The organism is Ruegeria lacuscaerulensis (assembly GCF_013034685.1).
GTDB classification, from domain to species: domain Bacteria; phylum Pseudomonadota; class Alphaproteobacteria; order Rhodobacterales; family Rhodobacteraceae; genus Ruegeria; species Ruegeria lacuscaerulensis_B.
Genome location: NZ_WQGO01000014.1, coordinates 18,148 through 36,605, shown reverse-complemented (window position 1 = coordinate 36,605; position 18,458 = coordinate 18,148). Strand labels below are relative to the sequence as shown.

At 53.4% G+C, this 18,458-nt stretch carries 15 protein-coding genes; 11 read left to right on the top strand and 4 right to left on the bottom strand.

Features of this window, described 5'->3' with window-relative positions; genetic code table 11:
* The first annotated feature begins 388 nt into the window (after positions 1-388).
* Genes GOV80_RS21080 through GOV80_RS21060 form a run of 5 tightly spaced genes read left to right on the top strand, consistent with a single transcriptional unit; the run spans position 389 to position 4,147 of the window.
* The gene (locus GOV80_RS21080) at positions 389-1,039 is read left to right on the top strand and encodes a histidine phosphatase family protein (protein ID WP_170775814.1); all 651 of its coding nucleotides are present in this window, start codon (positions 389-391) and stop codon (positions 1,037-1,039) included.
* A gap of 11 nt (positions 1,040-1,050) precedes the next feature.
* Positions 1,051-1,665, top strand: coding sequence for a glutathione S-transferase family protein (locus GOV80_RS21075; protein WP_170787536.1), 615 nt, complete (start codon positions 1,051-1,053; stop codon positions 1,663-1,665).
* A 13-nt stretch (positions 1,666-1,678) separates the two neighbouring features.
* A complete protein-coding gene (locus GOV80_RS21070; protein ID WP_170787534.1) occupies positions 1,679-2,722 on the top strand; it encodes a saccharopine dehydrogenase in 1,044 nt (347 codons plus the stop codon).
* A 12-nt stretch (positions 2,723-2,734) separates the two neighbouring features.
* Complete coding sequence (locus GOV80_RS21065) at positions 2,735-2,983, top strand: SemiSWEET family sugar transporter (protein ID WP_170775820.1); 249 nt, start codon at positions 2,735-2,737, stop codon at positions 2,981-2,983.
* Positions 2,984-3,004: 21 nt separating this feature from the next.
* Positions 3,005-4,147 carry a saccharopine dehydrogenase family protein gene (locus tag GOV80_RS21060; RefSeq protein ID WP_170787532.1) on the top strand — a complete coding sequence of 381 codons (1,143 nt, stop codon included), beginning with the start codon at positions 3,005-3,007 and terminating at the stop codon, positions 4,145-4,147.
* Positions 4,148-4,226: 79 nt separating this feature from the next.
* On the opposite strand, the gene GOV80_RS21055 is transcribed toward GOV80_RS21060, so the two are convergent.
* The 4 genes from GOV80_RS21055 to GOV80_RS21040 form a co-directional block, all read right to left on the bottom strand.
* Positions 4,227-4,430 carry a hypothetical protein gene (locus GOV80_RS21055; RefSeq protein ID WP_170775824.1) on the bottom strand — a complete coding sequence of 68 codons (204 nt, stop codon included), beginning with the start codon at positions 4,428-4,430 and terminating at the stop codon, positions 4,227-4,229.
* 48 nt (positions 4,431-4,478) lie between these two features.
* Positions 4,479-4,706: a DUF1127 domain-containing protein gene (locus GOV80_RS21050; protein WP_170787529.1), complete on the bottom strand. Its 228-nt coding sequence runs from the start codon at positions 4,704-4,706 to the stop codon at positions 4,479-4,481.
* 447 nt (positions 4,707-5,153) lie between these two features.
* Positions 5,154-6,182, bottom strand: coding sequence for a formylglycine-generating enzyme family protein (locus GOV80_RS21045; RefSeq protein ID WP_170787527.1), 1,029 nt, complete (start codon positions 6,180-6,182; stop codon positions 5,154-5,156).
* Positions 6,183-6,636: 454 nt separating this feature from the next.
* Complete coding sequence (locus GOV80_RS21040; protein WP_419555667.1) at positions 6,637-8,520, bottom strand: SLC13 family permease; 1,884 nt, start codon at positions 8,518-8,520, stop codon at positions 6,637-6,639.
* 496 nt (positions 8,521-9,016) lie between these two features.
* Here GOV80_RS21040 and GOV80_RS21035 point away from each other — a divergent pair, with 496 nt between their 5' ends.
* From GOV80_RS21035 to GOV80_RS21010, 6 genes are all read left to right on the top strand, one after another.
* Positions 9,017-9,343, top strand: coding sequence for a potassium channel family protein (locus tag GOV80_RS21035; protein WP_170775830.1), 327 nt, complete (start codon positions 9,017-9,019; stop codon positions 9,341-9,343).
* A 175-nt stretch (positions 9,344-9,518) separates the two neighbouring features.
* The gene (locus GOV80_RS21030; protein WP_170787525.1) at positions 9,519-10,598 is read left to right on the top strand and encodes an AI-2E family transporter; all 1,080 of its coding nucleotides are present in this window, start codon (positions 9,519-9,521) and stop codon (positions 10,596-10,598) included.
* Positions 10,595-11,659: an HlyD family secretion protein gene (locus GOV80_RS21025; RefSeq protein WP_170775834.1), complete on the top strand. Its 1,065-nt coding sequence runs from the start codon at positions 10,595-10,597 to the stop codon at positions 11,657-11,659. Before GOV80_RS21030 ends, GOV80_RS21025 begins: the two co-directional genes overlap by 4 nt.
* Positions 11,649-12,656: a DUF2955 domain-containing protein gene (locus tag GOV80_RS21020; RefSeq protein WP_237215972.1), complete on the top strand. Its 1,008-nt coding sequence runs from the start codon at positions 11,649-11,651 to the stop codon at positions 12,654-12,656. Before GOV80_RS21025 ends, GOV80_RS21020 begins: the two co-directional genes overlap by 11 nt.
* 1,243 nt (positions 12,657-13,899) lie before the next feature.
* Positions 13,900-16,254 carry an arylsulfatase gene (locus GOV80_RS21015; RefSeq protein WP_170787521.1) on the top strand — a complete coding sequence of 785 codons (2,355 nt, stop codon included), beginning with the start codon at positions 13,900-13,902 and terminating at the stop codon, positions 16,252-16,254.
* Between the two features lie 84 nt (positions 16,255-16,338).
* On the top strand, positions 16,339-18,237 hold the full coding sequence (locus tag GOV80_RS21010) for a DUF3604 domain-containing protein (RefSeq protein WP_170787519.1): 1,899 nt from the start codon (positions 16,339-16,341) through the stop codon (positions 18,235-18,237).
* The last annotated feature ends 221 nt before the right edge of the window (positions 18,238-18,458 follow it).

Below are 18,458 nucleotides of genomic sequence, written 5' to 3'. Positions count from 1 at the left end.
ATGCAAGTCATACAAAGGCGTGCGCCGCGGTAATGTCATATCTATAACCTTTCAAAACCTGGCATCCCGTACCGCCGCGTTATTTGCGCTGGTCGCTCAACATGATCCCACCACAAGCTTCCGAGGTCTCGGCCGCAAGTCAACAACCTTAAACACAAGACCCAACTCGGCCGGTGAAACCAGAGGTGTATACGGGCGCATACAGCAGTTTTGTAGCGTATAGGAAACTTTTTTCCGTTACGCAACACTTGAAATTGCCGATGCAACCCAAGTCATTTCTGCTTTCCCGCAAAGCGCGCGCCAAAGGGTGAAATTCCCTGGTTCAAGTCCGAAGCCTCTGGTCCCTCGGTTCAAGCTGGCCTAAGACTTCGCCTCAGAAGGGACGGACATGTCACATATAACTCTGATACGCCACGGTCAGGCCAACACCGCCGCGCGGGACGAAGCTGATTACGACAAGCTGAGCGAACTGGGCCATCAGCAAGCGCGTTGGCTGGGGGCGCATCTGCGCGACACACAAGCCAACTTTCCTCGGGTCTATTCAGGAACGCTGAAACGCCATTTGGAAACAGCGGCCAGCATGGGTTTTCCGAACCCGGTGCAAGATCCGCGTTTGAACGAGATCGAGTATTTCAACATCGCCAAGCTTTATGAAGCACAACACAACGTGGCCGTGCCCACCGACCGCGAAGGGTTTGTGGAACACCTGCCCCGCACATTCGCCGCGTGGGCGAGTGGTGAAATCGCCAACGCACCAGAAACGTTTGAGACCTTCGAAACCCGCGTGCGCGACGCTCTGCACGATATTGGAACCGCAGGGGGCCCTGCGATTGTGGTGACATCAGGCGGGCTGATCTCGATGGTCGTGCGGCAGGCGATGGGGCTGGATATCCCGGCGATGGCGCGTGTGGCGCTTGCCATCATGAATACGTCGATGCATCGTCTGCACCCAATTGGTGCGCAGCTGAGCCCGGTGCTGTTCAATGCAGTGCCGCATCTGGAAGCACCCGATCGGCAATACGCCCAGACCCACCTGTAAGGAGGCCCTTCATGCAGCTTTACTATGCCCCCCGTACGATTTCAGTCGCCGTGGCCATCGCCTTGGAAGAGGCCGGGCTGGAATACGAGGCGATCAAGCTGGATTTCGCAGGCGGTGAGCAGACCAAACCCGCCTACAAGCAAATCAACCCTAAGGGTCGTGTGCCAGCGCTGGTAGTAGACGGAGGTATCCTGACTGAAACGGGCGCACTGTTGGAATATATCGCAACCATAGCGCCCGAGGCCGGGCTTGTGCCCTCTGATCCGATCATGGCCGCGCGGATGCGCGAGGTGATGTACTACCTTGCCTCGACCATGCATGTGAACCACGCCCACAAGATGCGCGGGGCGCGGTGGGCTGACAAGCAATCCAGCTGGAAAGACATGCAGGGTAAGGTAGCGCAGACGATGACCGCGTCCTGCGACTATATCTCCTCGAACGGGCTGCGTGGGCCTTTTGTACTGGGGGATGAGTTCTCGCTGGCGGACGCTTATCTGTATGTGGTCTGCAGTTGGCTCGAGGGCGACGGCGTTGACGTTACAGCCTTTCCCAAGATTATCGCGTTCCGAGACGCGATGGAGGCGCGGGCATCGGTGCAGACCGTTCGCGCTGCCGGAATGCTCTGAAAAAGGAACGACGATGACGCATCTCTGGGTCCGGGCAGAACAGCGCCCGAACGAAGAACGGGTTGGGCTTACCCCCGAAGGCGCCGCAGCTTTGATCGCCGCAGGCATCCGCGTGACGGTCGAGGAAAGCTCGGTCCGCGCCATCCCGCTGGACGGATATAAGGCGGCCGGGTGTGAGGTCGCAGCCGAGAACTCCTGGCCCCAAGCCCCGCTGGACGCGATAATCTTTGGCCTTAAAGAACTGCCAGAGGACGGCACGCCCCTGCCCCATCGCCATATCATGTTCGGCCATGCTTATAAGGGCCAGCATTCTGGACGCGCCCTATTAGAGCGCTTCAAGACCGGGGGCGGAACGCTTTATGATTTGGAATATCTGGTCGACGAAGACGGCCGCCGGGTCGCTGCCTTTGGCTATTGGGCCGGTTATGCGGGCGCGGCGGTGACGCTGAAAACATGGGCTGCGCAGCAGCGGGGGCAGGAATGCCCTCCGGTCGGGGTGTACCCCAACAAAGACGCGCTGAACGCCGAGTTGCTGGCCGAGCTGGACGCCACGGGCACCCGCCCCCGTGCTATCGTCATCGGCGCCTTGGGCCGCGTGGGCACGGGTGCTGCGGATTTGTGCGAGGCGATGGGAGTCACTGTTACAAAGTGGGACATGGCCGAGACCGCCAGCGGTGGACCCTTCCCCGAGATCCTCGACCATGATCTGTTCCTGAACTGCATCTTCGCTCGCCCCGGCACGCCGATCTTTGTCCCGCGCGAGGCGCTCAGCGCACAGCGCAACCTGACCGCCATCGGAGACGTGGCCTGCGATCCGGACAGCGACTATAACCCAGTGCCAGTCTATGACCGGGCGACCACATGGGACGCCCCCGCGCTGCGCGTGGCCACCGACCCGGTGATGGACGTGATGGCCATCGACAACCTGCCCTCGATGCTGCCGGTCGAAAGCTCGGAAGACTATGCCACGCAACTGCTGCCCTCCCTGCTGACCCTGACCAATCTGGACAGCGGCGTCTGGGGCCGCGCACGGGCCGAATTCGTCAAACATTGTTAGGCAAGGCGAACCATGGAACACCTGATCGGGGCAACAGCGGCAATTTTGGGAACAGTATGCTGGTTGCCTCAAACTCTCAAAACTTGGCGCACCCGCGAAACAAAAGACCTGTCCCTTCCCGCCAACTTGCTGATTCTGACCACGCTGACACTGTGGCTGATCTATGGGCTGATGATCGCTGCGTGGCCGTTGATCCTTGGCAATGTGATATCGATCCTGCTTGTCGGTGCGATTGTAACTGCGAAACTTAAATTCGGCTGAAAGCCAAAAAGGAGCATACGAATGACCATCCATTGGTGTGGCACCGGCCTGTCGGCCATCCCCGGCCTGCGCCGCCTGATCGAGGGCGGTCACAAAGTCACCGTCTGGAACCGGACCATCGACAAGGCCAAGGCTGAGGTCGGCGACCTGACGGATGACATTCGCGCATTTAACATAGACGCTTTGGGCGCGGTGTTGGAAAAGGGCGATGTGATCGTATCCATGCTACCCGGCGACTGGCATGTACCGCTGGCCGAATTGGCGATCTCCAAAGGCGCGAACTTTGTGTCGTCATCCTATATCGCCCCCGAAATGCGCGCGCTGGATTACAAGGCGCGCGAAGCGGGTGTTACCATTGTCAACGAGGTCGGGCTGGATCCGGGCATCGATCACCTGATGGCGCACGCATTGGTCGCTGACTACCGCGCCTCGGATGCTTTTGACGCGCAAAACCACCTGAGCTTCATCTCCTATTGCGGCGGCATCCCCAAAAACCCCAACCCGTTCCGCTATAAATTCAGCTGGTCGCCTCTGGGCGTTCTGAAAGCCCTGCGGTCGCCGTCAAAATCCATCCGCGACTACGCGCCGCTGGACGTTGCCCGCCCGTGGGATGCCATCACCAGCTATATTGCACCGCTACCCGCTCCCGAAAGCTTTGAGGTCTATCCCAACCGGGATTCTCTGCCGTTCATGGCCGAGTACCAATTCGAGGATCACTGGACCGTCAAGGAATTCGTCCGCGGCACTCTGCGCCTGAACGGCTGGGCCGATGCCTGGGCGGACGTATTTACCGAGATCGAGACCCTCTCGGGCCCCGAAGGTGACGCGCGTTTGAAAGAGATGTCGGATCAGTTCTGGGCCGAGAACGCCTATGACGCGGGCGAGCCTGACCGCGTGGTCCTGTGCGTGGGCCTGAAGGCCGAGAAGGACGGCATTCCTGTCTGGCACAAAACCTATGTCATGGACGCGTGGGGCGACGCGCGGGGCACGGCGATGGCGCGCCTCGTCTCAGTGCCGGTGTCACTAGCCGTCGAAGCGGTTCTAAACCGGGCCATTCCAGCCGGGGTTCACGCAGCACCCAGTGACCCGAAACTCGTGGAAACATGGATGGCCGAGATCGACAGGCTGGCACAGCACCTACAGATAGAGACCCACTGCAACTGACCGTTCAGCTTGAAAAGCCATTCCAAGGACCCCGGAATGGCTTTTTCGATAAGACGCTATCCAACCCTGCGTGATGCGGTCAGATATACCTGTCGATTGTTGTTTCGATATCGCTGCGATTGATCCCTAGCTCTGAGAGTTTGCGATCACTGAACCCGTCCAGATATTGTGCGGCACGAACGATATCGGCTCTGATTGCCTGGATCCTCATCGCTCTGTCGAACAGCAACAATGCGCTTTCGGCCGGGGTCAGCCTGCCATTCAATGAAACGTCATCAAACATATTCAGGGTCCTTCCTTCTTTGCTACTTTGAGCTGGGCGAGGGCCATGTCAGTTGTGGTAAGAAACGCCGCGATAGACATTTTGGTAAGCGCGCTGTTTGATCTCGGCGCGCGGGACGCCGATATCCGCCAACTGTGCATCATTCAGGCTTTCCAACTCCCGCACGGTCTTTGCGAAAATCCGCCGCCGAAAGAGCTCGGTCTGTGCCTCTGCATAGTCTGCTATCATCCCGGCAAAAACGTTTTTCGGTGCTGGGGCGGCATGAGTATTGGCCATGGTAATTCCTCCAATTCCTAGTGTCCTGTTGATGTCGTACAACAGAAAAAGGAGGCGGAAGTTAAGGCTGCTATTCTGAACGATTAAGGAAAGTTTAGGCGAAACTGAAAGCGTGTTTTCGCTTTGTCTGACGGTGTCAATCTAAGCAGAACGAGATGCGTTCAGAAATTCTCTATCCCTTTTTTGGGACTATGAATTGATGTCGTTGCGCTGTGCTTTTTGCAGTTTTTCTGAAATCTCTTCCTCGGCCGCCTCAGTCTTTGGGATTATGTTCGAGGGGAGATTGATGCGATCACGTGAGCCAGAAAACGTGGACTTTGGTTGTTTTCCGAACAGGCTACCCTAAACTCGTTGGAAGCCCCGCAAATGGACCATTTGCTGTGTGGGGATCTCTATCACTATGGAAACAAGCCATTTTTTTCTCTCCAAAATTTAGTCGGAAGTTCTTCATTCTCTGAGTACGCGAAACCCAGTAAATCTTACCCGACCCGCGCCTATGACTCGTCCTCGAGAGCCCACACGCGCATAGTCCATCGCAAGGCCGTAAGCTCCACCTCGAGCGACGTTGGAGTCGCACAAAGTCGAAACAGCATGTTGCAAATAACGGCTAGATGTCGACCACCCTTCGTATCTCTTGGACCAACATGACATCGTCAATTCCGCAGCATTTCCTGACGTATGCCTCAGACCCCAAGCGTTCGCGGCATTGAGTAGATCAACTTGAACAGGTAGTCGACGTGAGACCAGATCAGGGCGATCTACTCCCAACATCTTCGCGGTCGCGGAACCGCTAAAGTTTGCCTGATCAGTAGAAACCTCTTCGCCCTGGGCAAAGGACGTCTGAGTTCCCGCCCGCGCGGCGTATTCCCATTCAGCCTCGGTTGGCAGCCGATAGACCTCGGCTCCAACCTTTTGATTAAGCCAATTCGTATAACTAATCGCATCTTCAAACGAGACGTAGATAACCGGGAAATTTCCGGTCAATGACACACAGGAACCATCGATCTGAGGAATACAATTTTGCGGAACGATCCCGCCACAGCCCCCATCTTGGACACACGCCATCCATTGATCGTAGGTTACTTCGTTGCGCCCCATTGCAATTGGAATGTCGATTTCTACACGGTGAACCGGACCCTCATGTTTTGCGATGTAAGGAGCCTCCGGCGTAGCGGTACGCGTTTTTCCATCAGCAAAATACTTGGTTCGCCGAGATTCCCCTGGAGGCCCACCCATCATGAACTCACCCTCGGGAAGCGCGATCATCTCGGGGCAGACATCGCATTCCTGGAACATCTTAAGCGGCGCGACGGTCGTGCCGTCCTCTAATTGATGTTCCGCAGAAAACACCATCGCCGGAACAGTCAGAAGCCCAGCTATGAGGAGTGCTTGTTCCACTGCCCTAGAGCAGTGTTCAGCCCTTTGGCCAAAGTCAAACGGAAGAGATGCCCAAATAGAAAACAATAGTGAATACATACTCGCCACCCAACACAATCAGTCTCTGTTGAAAATACTAATTCTGATTCAACTAGTTGATTAGCTAGTCATGAACCGATGAGCCTCACAAAACCGTTACTCATAGTGAAATTGTTAGTGAGGAGAAAACCAGACCTCAAGCGCCGGGATCCGCGTCTGCCATCCAACCGGCTTTTCGGACGTTCAAGGGGATGCAAAATAGCAACCCGTTTGAAGGTCGGGACCGAATTTGTTGTGACCCGCGTGCTTTCCAATTCGGGTTTGAACTTTGCAATGCAATTGACGCACCGAGCGTGCCAAACTCGTGAAAGTTCTCTGCTAAACAAAAAAGACCGATTGGGCATGGGCGAGTTCAGATGACCAGTGGAACCCGGTAAGCGGCAAAAAGTTAAAACCGGCATCGTTAGGTTTTGGTTTGGTGCCTAAAGTTTGATATCTGTTCCCGTCAGTCGGTTCAGAAAATCACATTGAGCATCACCAAGGAAACCAACAAAAACAGGACGGTCATGATGCCCCCGGAACGCACAAAGTCCATTACCTTGTAACCCGCGGGCCCCATAATCAGTGCGTTTACCTGATGGGTCGGAATGATGAAGCTGTTCGAGGTCGAGATTGCAACTGTTAGCGCAAAGGCCGCTGGGTTTCCGCCGGCAGCTACGGCAATTGAAACAGCAAGGGGCACGAGCAGCACGGTTGCCCCGACATTCGACATAACCAGGGAAAACGCGGTGGCCAATATTGCGACACCGGCTTGAAGCGCCCAAATCGGCCAACCGTTCAAAATGATCATGATTTGCTGGGCGATCCAAGCTGCGGTGCCGGTATTTTGCACCGCCTGCCCCAGAGGTATCAGGCATGCCAGCAGGAAAACCGTGTTCCATCCGACTGCCCTGTATGCCTCATCGACACTGAGTACCCGCGTGAGCATCATTCCAGCGGCGCCCGTCAGAAGGCAAAGGGACAAGCGAACGTCGGTGAACAGTATCAGCGACAGCGATATTGCAAAGAAGGCCAAAGCCCAACCGACCTTCTGAGGCCGTAGCTCATCTTGCGGAAAATCTGTTGTCACAACCACAAAGTCTGGATCCTTTTTGACCCGCATCAGGTTGTCCCACCTCGTATGCGCGACAAGCATGTCGCCCGCGTGAAACTCTTCAAGTCCGATCTGAGTGGACGCGTGCGTATCAGTCTCGACGTGACTGAGAGTTTCTTCTCCTCGATGAATAGCAAGCAATGACATGCCGTACGTCTTTCGGAACAAAAGCTCGCGGGGGCATTTCCCGATCAGCTTGCTATCAGGTGTCACGACGACTTCGGCTATTCCGGCATTGGTTGGCGCAAACTCTTCTACGAAGATATCCAGTTCAGGAAGAACAGTCAGACCAAATTTCTCTGCAAACTGTTCGACAACCGAGCGGTTTCCTATGATGGCAAGCCTGCACGGAGCGGCAATCTCGGCTGTAAGAACCTGAACCATGGAAGTTTTACCGCGATAAAATGTGGATATTATGTAGAGATGATTTTCATGGTTGATGTCAGCCAGTATCTGCCCGACCAACGGGCTTTTTTCTGGCACGATCACTTCGAAAATATCCGCCTGCAAACCGTAAACCCGTTGTAGGTATTCCTGCGTACCCTGCCCTGTGCCGGTGTTGTCGGATCCGGTGTCTTCAGGCAGCACCCAACGCCCAAACAGAAGAAAATAACCGATCCCGGTCAGGATTAAGGCCGCGCCAATTGGCGCTACCGAGAACAGCCCGAAGGGTTGGATTTTTTGGCCTTCAGGTAGCCCCTCGTTTGCAGTCTGGACCAGGTCGTTCAGCAAAATCAGCGGAGAAGACCCGACCATAGTCATCGTGCCGCCAAGAATGGCGCAAAACCCCATGGGCATCAGCAGGCGGGACAGGGGTATTCCCGACCTCGTAGAAATGCGGCTGACGACCGGCAAAAACAGCGCAGCCGCTCCGACATTCTGCATGAATGACGATATGATGCCGACCGTTCCTGAAACAATCGACAGGACCCGACTTTCAGCCGTGCCGCCATATTTTAGAATGACCGCTGCAACCTTGTTCATGATACCAGTTTTATCCAATCCGGCACCGACGATCATGACCGCGATAATAGAAATCACAGCGTTCGACGCAAACCCATCGAACAGATGCGAAACATCCGCCAGGTTCTCAAGCCCGGGTACGTAGCTGAGAAGTCCGACGAGAACAAGAACCAGTATGGCGGAGAGGTCAATTCTGACAATTTCTGACACAAACAAGAAGACGGTGAAGGCCAACAAAACGCAAACCACACCCATCTCAAACGTAAAGGTAACTTGTTCCAAGGAGCCCACCGAGACTTGGATATTCTGTTTAAAGTAAAAACCTAAACCATCGCGCCCACGCTGTCATGAAATTTCGCTTTTTGGCCAAGCTACGAAACAAAATTTCAGGACAAAGCAAAAGGATTTCACTTCATGGTGAATGCGGGGAACCACGTTCCACCATCGCCTGTGACAGGATACAGCCCGAACCGGACATTCAAAAAACAGACTGTGCAGTCCCTGTTAGCGGACCCTACTGACATTGGGAAAGTGGATTTCGCTGATGCAGTATGAACTTGAAATTTCCGTTAGCCTTTCGTTGCAGGTATCGCATTTCACCATTGCCGAAACTGCCAATAGAGTAAAAACAGAACCGAATAGTCCCAAAGCGGTTGGGCGAACAGTCGGTTACAATTTCCGCACGATACGCGCGGTGAGAGCGCACAAGATTTTCGGGCTAGTACGAAAAAATTCAAAAAATAGTATATATTTGTTTTTACCTTGATATTGTCGTTTTATGAATTCGATAGCCAGAATTACGCGAGGAATAGGCGTCGCCTTTAAAGATGGCAGGGTCAAAGGCCTTCTGGCCTTCACAACCGGTATGATCCTGTGGGCGTCTGTATTCTATCGCTATGTCGAAGGTTGGAGTTGGCTCGACTCCATCTACTTTTCTGTTGTGACAATATCGACTGTAGGGTTTGGCGACTTTTCTCCTGAAACCGCAGCAGGCAAAATCTTTACAATGTTCTACATCATCGTGGGGCTCGGCATTTTCGTGACTGCAGCGACCACGGTGGCGGATACAATCCTGTCCCAAGATGACACCAAAGGGGACGACTAATTTTTGCTCCAATGAGCCAACCCAATTTCATACGCAGGCTATACATCTACAGACCAGCCCTCTGAAATACGAATTTACAAGAGAATTCAGGTTGCTGCAGGTCCCTCCATTTTAAAAATATACATATTTCGTTTTTTGAGTGTAACATTCAGAAAACAAATATTGGAGGGATGGTATGGAAAAGACCCAGGACGCGAAGATTGTCGATCTCGCGATAAGACTGCTGTTTCTCGGACTATTCCTTTACAGCGCTTTGGTAATGGTGGCACCGCTGGCAAGCGTGGTGATCTGGGCGACGATCCTATGCGTCGCACTCTATCCAGTTTTCGATTGGCTACAGTCCAAGTTGGGCGGGCGGAAGAAACTTGCTACGACGATTTTGGTTTTGTTAGGTCTTCTTCTGACTTTGGGGCCGGTCGCAACAGCGGTATCGGGGGCAGCCGAGCTTGGATCTGAGTTTGCAGAGCAAGCTGACAGCGGCGAGCTAAAAGTCCCACCGGCACCAGAAGGGCTAAAAGAGCTGCCCCTGGTCGGCAACAAGATTTCTGAAGTTTGGGGCTTATTTGAACGAAACCTTGATGGCGCGCTTGCCAAATACGGCGCGCAGATTCTTGAGATTACCAAATCGCTGTTCGGACGGGTGCTAAGCATCGGACTTGGCCTCTTGGCACTGGCTTTGTCCGTCTTGATTATGGGTGCCTTGTTCAGCCCTGGCCCAAGTCTTGTGCAAGGCCTTCAGCGTTTTGCCAACCGAGTCTTTGCGCCCCGGGGCGGCGAATTCGTTACACTGGCAGGCGCGACGATCCGCAATGTGACAAAGGGTGTGATTGGCGTAGCTGCGATTCAGGCGGTCGTAGTTTGGGTATTGTTGGCGCTGTTCGGGATTGGTTCGGCCGCGACGCTGGCGTTTATTTGCCTGATCCTTTCGATTATCCAAATTGGACCCGGTTTGGTTCTTCTGCCAGTAGTCATCTACGCCTGGAGCACCATGTCCGGTGGCACAGCGTTGATCTTCACCGTACTGGCCGTTCCCGTAGCGATTATGGACAGTTTCCTGAGACCTGTATTCATCTCAAAGGGCCTCGAAACTCCCATGCTAGTCATCCTCATCGGTGTTCTCGGCGGCATGATGGCGTATGGCTTGATCGGAATTTTTATGGGGCCTGTTCTGTTCGCTGTATTCTATGAACTGTTCAAGGTCTGGATCGATGCGCCTGCAGAAGCCGAAAGTGAAGCTGAAGGAGCGGCGAAATGAGAAAGACGATTTGGACCACTTTGGCCGTCATTCTTATTTTCCTCGTCTGGTACCTTGTCGCGGACCGCAAAACCCCGTTTACCGGGAATGCCAGAGTAAAGGCCGTCGCGACCCAAATTGTTCCACAGGTCACCGGTACAGTGACCGAAGTTCTTGTCGAAAATGGACAGGTTGTCTCGGCAGGTGATGTTCTGGTTCGGATTGACCCCAGGCCCTATGAAATTCAACGCGACAAGGCCGAAGCTGATCTGGAAGCCGCTACGCAGGAAGTGGGCGCATCCTCGGCAGAGGTGAGGGCTGCGCAAGCCAAATTGGCCCGGGCCCAGAGCGATCTGGATACGATGCGGATTCAAACAGAGCGCGTGTTTGCGCTGGAAAGAAAGGGATTGATCGCCGTCTCAAAAGCCGATGATGCCCGAGGTCAATTGGCAGAGTCTGAGGCAAGTTATGAGAACGCTAAAGCGGATTTGGAAAAAGCAAAGCAGAGGTTGGGTGACGACGGGATCGAAAATCCAAAAATACAACGCGCATTGGCAGCCTTGGCAGATGCAGAGCTAAACCTCGAGTGGACGGAACTTCGCGCTCCGGCGACGGGTGTCATATCCAATTTGTTGATAGCCCCTGGTACATACGCACGATCTGGTCAGGACCTTTTGACGTTCCTAGATGCAACCGACGTTTGGATTGAGGCGTATTTTACTGAAAATAACTTAGGCCGAGCTGCGATAGGTTCTCCTGTCGATGTCGTGTTGGATATGCACCCCGGTAAAATCGTCCCGGGTGTTATTGAGAGCTTCAGCGCGGCTGTATCTTTGAGCGGAGGCGATGAACCCGGCCAGTTGGCGAGCCCGCCAAGTACCAAAGGGTTTCTACGCGAACCAGAACGGTTCCCTGTTCGGATCGTGCTGCCGGGGTATGAGGCCGGAAGCGCCGAAGACGACCTACGCTTCCAACTTAACGGGCAGGCCGACGTGATCATGTATCTGAGCGACAATTCCCTGCTGAACATGGTCGGCCAGACCTATATCCGTTTGGTTTCGATTCTTTCCTATGCCTATTGAGGGCCGGAAATCCATTTTCAGGCTCGCCTTGGGTGTGACCGGCGTCTTTACCTTGGGCCTGTTTTTAGGATGGCCCTTGGCGGTTGTAGGGGCAGTTTTCACTGCGCTCTTCCTGCAAGCACCCGCTGCGCTGCCGTTAGCAGCATTCACCAAATTGTTTGTTTTCTCGATAGGATTGATGTTCATCTCATTTCTGTTGTCGTCGATCTTCGCACCCTACCCAGTGGTATTCCTTATTCTGGTGGCCATCGGGATCATCCTGTCCTTCATGTGGTCAGTTTCAGGGGCTGGTGTTCTACCTGGTGTCATCGCGCTTATGGGGGCATTGATGATCCCGAACCTCGCCCTGCAATCGCAGGACCTGGCGCTTGTGCTCGTGTTCTGGATACCGATAAACCTGCTATTTGCAGGTTTCGTATCGACGCTGATGTTTGTGCTGATCCCAGCAGATCTTCAATCAGCCGCCGAGAAGAAAGCTGGCGCGCCACCCGTATTTGATCCGCACCGGCGGATCGTCAGAATGTCACTTGTGACTGTGCCATTTGCCATGGTGTTTTTTCTATCTGGCGCATCTGCCCTATTGGTTCTGTTCTTCGTCGCCCTTTTGAGTCAGCAACTGGCAGCCATGCCTTCTATGGGTAAGACCGTCGCTAAGGCGATGTTGACGGCAAACCTGCTTGGAGCTGCGGTGTCGATCATCTGTTATGAAGTAAACGTGATCGCACCAGTTATTCTGACGCCAATTTTGTTGTGTCTGTTCTTCTGCTTCACCCTCGGAGCGCTTGGAAAGTCTCAGGCCGCTCTCGCCGCGGCAGCCGGCTCGGCGTTGACTACTGTCCTGATCGTTTATGGTGGGTCGATTGCGCCATTTTCGGATGAGGCCGACGTCAAAAGTATTACGCGCGTTTTGCAAGTCGCAGGGGCCGCATTCTTCGTGATTCTCGCCTATGTCATAGTGGACGAGTTCTGGCCGGAGAGGGAAGTGCAGGTTGCTTAAGCCTACCTAGGTAAAGTGTTCAACCATCCAATAAAGCTACCAACAAGATAGCCCTTGGACATCAATGTCGCTTTTCAAGCGCGCATTGACAACTCGGGCAAATTTCTTTCGGATTCGAATTTATTATCAAGTTTTTGAACACAGCGACTTTCACGCTTTGCACTCTTGCGGCTCAAACGGACACTTTCTATTCTAGGCTCGTGTAGTTTGCCTCTCTGGCCTTCATTGCAATGCGCACCAATGAGGGGTTTTTCCGCTGCCGCTCCAATGTTGCTAGTCTTGCAAGGGCGTTATCGGACCCGTCGATCCTCACAGGAGCTTTGGAGATCATCCGGGTCCTTATCGAACGTGTCACGGTCCTGCTTGAGAGGGACGGCGTTCAGATCGAACTCCAGGGTGCCGTGGCAGCGCTGATTGGGTTGGCCCAGAATGAACTAAAGTCGCCGTGAGGCGGCATGTTCGGCATTTTGTTAACCGTGTTGGTTTCTGGAGTATGCTTTGGCGCACTTGCTTTGAGGTTTTGAGCCTGACGCGGTGGCGACGTTAAGCACTTGATCCGGGGGATCAATTTTAGTCTGACCGGGCTGTGTAGGGGATTTCTGACGCTGGTTGCGGGAGCAGGATTTGGCCTTTGCCGAACGTCCGCGAAGTTGACTTTCTAACGATACAACTTTGCGCAGTTCTTAACTTCATGAGGATAAGTTGAAGAGTTTGGTTCACTAAAAGAAGACGGACGAGTCGACCAATAAAAGGTCGCCCAAACCTCCACCAAAGCGTAGGTTTGCACTTTTGGGATGTTAAAATAACGTGCAAAATCAACAGGCACGACAAATAATTCACCCAATTGTGCACATGTTTTGACCTAGCCAAAGATGCGACGGTACGAGAGGAGCAAGGTGTCGTGCGGCGTTCAGCATCGGATTGCCTAACCTTAAAGTAGTTTGGCGTCGTTACCCGAAGCAAACTAAACCCTGAGTAGCCTGTTAATCAAAGCGCTCAAGTTCCATTTGCTAACACTGCTAAAGTTTCGAGCAACTCTAGCAGTGAAAATTAGTTCAACTGTGACAGTGATGACGGTCAAAGCTGCCAAATAAACACCGGCACAGCGTGCAAAAAGACCGACACCCAACCGTAGAGTTCTTGGCACCTGAAACAAAGGCAGATCGCCGGCTACCAACATTCATTCGATGTGAACGGTCACCTGAGAAGACCGTTTGAGCAATTAAATCAGAAGGGAAAACACATGAGGTTGCCGAACTTGGGTGCAGCACAAGGTGTAATTTTGGCGAGCTTGCTGTCTTTGTGTGCAACGCCATCTATGTCGCAGGATGACTGGGACCGCTCAGTTTTGCCGATCCCTTTAACTAAATTCAATGGTCATATCGGCCTAAGAACTGGCGATTCCAGTCTGGACTTTCCGAGGCAAGTCGTCGCCCCGGAAGGTGCGCCCAACATTCTTCTAATTATGCCCGATGACGTTGGGTTCGGGGCACCCACAGCATTTGGCGGACCTGTCCCAACAGAAGCATATGATCGACTAGCCGAAGACGGACTACGTTTTATCCAGATGCATACAACCGCACTATGCTCGCCAACCCGGGCTGCGTTGATATCGGGGCGCAATCACCATTCGAACGCGACCGGTGTAATAATGGAAATCGGCACCGGCTTCCCAGGCTACAACTCCCTCATGCCTAAGGAAAACGGAACTATTGCAGAAATTCTCAAGGGAAACGGCTACAATACCGCATGGTACGGTAAGAACCACAATGTTCCTGATTGGCAGTCGAGCCAAGTCGGACCTTTTGATCTGTGGCCGACCGGCTTGGGCTTTGAACAATTCTTCGGTTTCATTGGTGGCGATACAAGCCAGTTTACCCCTGCTATTTTCGATGGAACCAAACCGATCGAACCGCCCAACACCGAAGACTATCACCTAGACGTGGACATGGCGGATCGGGCTATCAACTATATTCGCGAACAACATGCACTTGCGCCGGAAAAACCGTTTTTCGTTTACTATGCGCCCGGCACTTCGCACGCACCACACCACGCTCCAAAGGAATGGATCGAAAAATTCAAAGGACAATTCGATCAAGGTTGGGACAAGGTCCGTGAAGAGTCGTTCGCCAGGCAGAAAGAACTGGGAATAATCCCTGAAGATACCATTCTAACTCCGAGACCTGAGCAACTGCGTGCTTGGGATTCACTGAACAACCAACAAAAAGAACTCTACGCACGAATGATGGAGGTCTACGCTGGCGCTCTTGCCCATATGGACCATCAAATTAACCGGATCATCGACGCTGTTGAGGAGACCGGTGAGTTGGATAACACCCTCATTATCTACTTGATGGGCGACAACGGAGCGAGCGCCGAAGGCAGTCCGGATGGCCTGTTGAATGAAATGACTTTCTTCAACAACATCGCTGTACCTTTCGAAGATACATACGCGAGAATGGATGAGCTGGGAGGGCCAAATACCTTTGGTCACTTCCCTTCAGCTTGGGCGCACGCCATGAACACGCCATTCCAATGGACCAAACAAGTTGCCAGCCATTTCGGAGGCACACGTAACGGAATGATCATTCGCTGGCCAGCGGGGATAGAAGCCAGAGGCGAAGTGCGAAGGCAGTTCCACCATGTAATCGACATCATGCCGACAATCCTTGAAGCGGTAGGGATCCCAGCGCCGACATCAATAAACGGCGTCGCGCAATCTGAAATTGAAGGCACCAGCATGGTTTACGCTTTCGATAATGCCGACGCCCCATCAACTCGTCGCACTCAGTATTTTGAGATGATGGGCAACCGCGCGATTTACAGCGACGGGTGGGTAGCCACCACTACCCCGCCGGAAGCTCCCTGGATTAGCGTCACCCAGAAAAGCGACGTGATCAATGATTGGATGTGGGAACTTTATAATGTCCAAGAGGACTTCTCGCAGGCCAACAACTTAGCTAACGAAAACCCCGAGAAATTGGCCGAGTTGCAGATCTTATTCTATGGTGAAGCCGCCAAATACAATGTCCTTCCAATCGACAACGACAAGGTCGACAGGCTGGACGTAGCGCTCCGTCCAAGCCTGACGCAAGGTCGTTCGAAGTTCACATATTTCGACAACATGCGACGTATCCCGGAAGGCACTGCACCCGACTTCAAGAACAAGTCACATACGATCACTGCGCATGTTGAAATTGGCGAGGGTGAGACTGACGGAATGCTCGTCACACAAGGTGGACGATTTGGAGGATGGGCGCTCTATGTGTTGGGAGGAAAGCCAATCTACACCTACAATGTCGCCAACCTTGAGCGGTACAACATAGTGGGAGATGTCCTCACGCCGGGCGAGCATATTATTCGCTACGAGTTCGAATACGACGGTGGAGGTGTCGGCCTTGGCGGGACAGGAAAACTCTTTGTAGACGATACACTTGTGGGTGAGGGCCGGGTCGAACGGACAATGGGCTACCGGATATCTCTCGACGAGACCTTCGATATTGGCTCCGACGCAGGAGAACCAGTGAGCGAAGACTATCATGTGCCATTCGACTTCCCAGGAGTTTTGAAGAAAGTCGAAGTTGAATTGGACCCTTAAGAGGAAACCATAACTTGCGAGCGACCAGCGTCCCTAAGGTCCTAACAAAACCTTCGCTCGAAAACGTGGAAATGGAGGCCCTAAATGAAGCTCAGTTTTGCCACCGCAATTTCAATCACAACGCTGGTCGCCGCGACGACCTCAGCCTCTGCGCAAGACCTCTTGCCACCCGCTGATTTAGTCGATGAGCCAAAGGCTGAATACTCACCTTATGTCGACGACCATTTTCCTAACCGTGTTCTTTTCGGTGATACGCACTTGCACTCCTCGTGGTCTGCAGACTCAGGTATGGCAGGCGGGGTGTTGGATCAGGATGCCGGGTATCGCGTATCACGTGGCGAAGAGGTGACAAGCGCGCTCGGTTGGAGGGTAAAACTGATCCGCCCTCTCGACTTTGTAGTGATGGCCGATCATGCCGAAAACCTCGGCCTGGCAGATTTTATTCGTCGCTCGGACCCGCTAATTCTGGCCAACGAGACCGGTAAACGCTGGCATGATATGGTTAAATCTGGGAACGGATATGAAGCGTTTCTAGAGTGGCTGCGCGCTAATGATACCGACTTGATCAACGAGCCAAAACTGCTCGCAACGGCATGGGATAGTGCAACAACCAACGCTGACGAATACTACCAGCCTGGAACATTCACCACATTTCATGGCTTCGAATGGACGTCTCACCCCGGCGGCAACAACATGCATCGCGTTGTAATCTTCCGTGATGGCAAAGATCGCACTTCCCAAGTGTTCCCATTTTCGCAATACGACTCCACCGATCCCGAAGATTTATGGGACTACATGGCGGCCTATGAAGAGAAAACCGGTGGTCAGGTCCTTGCGATCCCGCACAACGGTAATTTGTCGAATGGGCTTATGTTCGCATTAGAGACCATTGACGGGTCAAATCTGTCAGGGGAACCAATCGACGCGAACTACGCGGCCAAGCGCATTCGTTGGGAGCCTTTGGCGGAAGTTACCCAACAAAAAGGTGATGGTGAGGCCCACCCGCTTTTGTCCCCAGACGATGCGTTCGCCGACTTTGAGACGATCGACGCTGGCAATCTAAACGGTCAGGGCGCAAAGACGCCTGAGATGCTCCCTGCTGAATACGCTCGCGAGGCCTTGAAGACCGGCCTTGTAGCAGAGGCAAACCTTGGCGTTAACCCCTTCAAATTCGGAATGATCGGTTCAACAGACAATCATACTGCCCTGCCCACTTCGCGCGAAGAGAACAATTTTTCAAAGGCTTCATTCGTAGAGCCCGCTCCTGACCGTGCTTTCCACCCGCTTGTTGCAGCCGACGACCCCGCACTGTCTATCATGGAAGCCGACGTCGGTGCTTCGGGTCTTGCAGCTGTTTGGGCAAGGGAAAATACCCGCGAGTCAATCTGGGACGCTATGGCTCGGAAGGAAACTTATGCAACTTCCGGAACGCGCCTTTCTGTTCGAGTTTTCGCGGGCTGGGATTTCAACGCTGAAGAGGTGTCGCGTCCTGACTTTGCCCGTACCGGCTATGCCCGAGGGGTGCCGATGGGTGGCGACCTGACCGACGCGCCAGATGGCGGCTCTCCGACACTGATGATCCGTGCTCTGCGTGATCCCGACGGTGCTAATCTTGATCGCGTTCAGATCGTGAAGGGCTGGTTGAACGAGGACGGCACGACTTCAGAGAAAATCTTTGACGTAGCCTGCGGTGATCGGGCTGTCGTCGATCACGCCTGTGATGGAGATGTCGGCAACACTGTCAATGTAGCGGATGCCTCTTACACCAATACGATAGGTGAGCCATTATTAACCGGTTACTGGATTGACCAGGAATTTGATCCAGAAAAGCGCGCATTTTACTATGTTCGTGTGATAGAAATTCCGACGCCTCGGTGGACAGCTTACGACGCGAAGTTCTTCAATGTCCAAATGCCGGAAGGCACTCGGATGCAATTGCAGGACCGCGCTTACACTTCCCCCATTTGGTATACGCCAAAATAGGTGTTTTGCTAAAACTCAAAAAGGAATGCGGTTCACGCACGTTCATCCTGTGGTTTCTTTCGCACGGGATAGCGGCACATAGCGGAACAAAACTGTTTTAGCATCACAGAGGCTCGCTGAGACTAACGCGGTGGCACCAAAATCTTCCCAACGATATAGTATGAAAGACCAACCGCGCCTCAATGACTAGGCCATGAATTGAAACAGCATGCTTATGCAGC

Excerpts from the sequence above, each read along its gene's own strand:
- GOV80_RS21080 (WP_170775814.1), top strand. The coding sequence starts at position 389 with ATGTCACATATAACTCTGATACGCCACGGTCAGGCCAACACCGCCGCG.
- GOV80_RS21075 (WP_170787536.1), top strand. The coding sequence starts at position 1,051 with ATGCAGCTTTACTATGCCCCCCGTACGATTTCAGTCGCCGTGGCCATC.
- GOV80_RS21070 (WP_170787534.1), top strand. The coding sequence starts at position 1,679 with ATGACGCATCTCTGGGTCCGGGCAGAACAGCGCCCGAACGAAGAACGG.
- GOV80_RS21065 (WP_170775820.1), top strand. The coding sequence starts at position 2,735 with ATGGAACACCTGATCGGGGCAACAGCGGCAATTTTGGGAACAGTATGC.
- GOV80_RS21060 (WP_170787532.1), top strand. The coding sequence starts at position 3,005 with ATGACCATCCATTGGTGTGGCACCGGCCTGTCGGCCATCCCCGGCCTG.
- GOV80_RS21055 (WP_170775824.1), bottom strand. The coding sequence starts at position 4,430 with ATGTTTGATGACGTTTCATTGAATGGCAGGCTGACCCCGGCCGAAAGC.
- GOV80_RS21050 (WP_170787529.1), bottom strand. The coding sequence starts at position 4,706 with ATGGCCAATACTCATGCCGCCCCAGCACCGAAAAACGTTTTTGCCGGG.
- GOV80_RS21045 (WP_170787527.1), bottom strand. The coding sequence starts at position 6,182 with ATGTATTCACTATTGTTTTCTATTTGGGCATCTCTTCCGTTTGACTTT.
- GOV80_RS21035 (WP_170775830.1), top strand. The coding sequence starts at position 9,017 with ATGAATTCGATAGCCAGAATTACGCGAGGAATAGGCGTCGCCTTTAAA.
- GOV80_RS21030 (WP_170787525.1), top strand. The coding sequence starts at position 9,519 with ATGGAAAAGACCCAGGACGCGAAGATTGTCGATCTCGCGATAAGACTG.
- GOV80_RS21025 (WP_170775834.1), top strand. The coding sequence starts at position 10,595 with ATGAGAAAGACGATTTGGACCACTTTGGCCGTCATTCTTATTTTCCTC.
- GOV80_RS21020 (WP_237215972.1), top strand. The coding sequence starts at position 11,649 with ATGCCTATTGAGGGCCGGAAATCCATTTTCAGGCTCGCCTTGGGTGTG.
- GOV80_RS21015 (WP_170787521.1), top strand. The coding sequence starts at position 13,900 with ATGAGGTTGCCGAACTTGGGTGCAGCACAAGGTGTAATTTTGGCGAGC.
- GOV80_RS21010 (WP_170787519.1), top strand. The coding sequence starts at position 16,339 with ATGAAGCTCAGTTTTGCCACCGCAATTTCAATCACAACGCTGGTCGCC.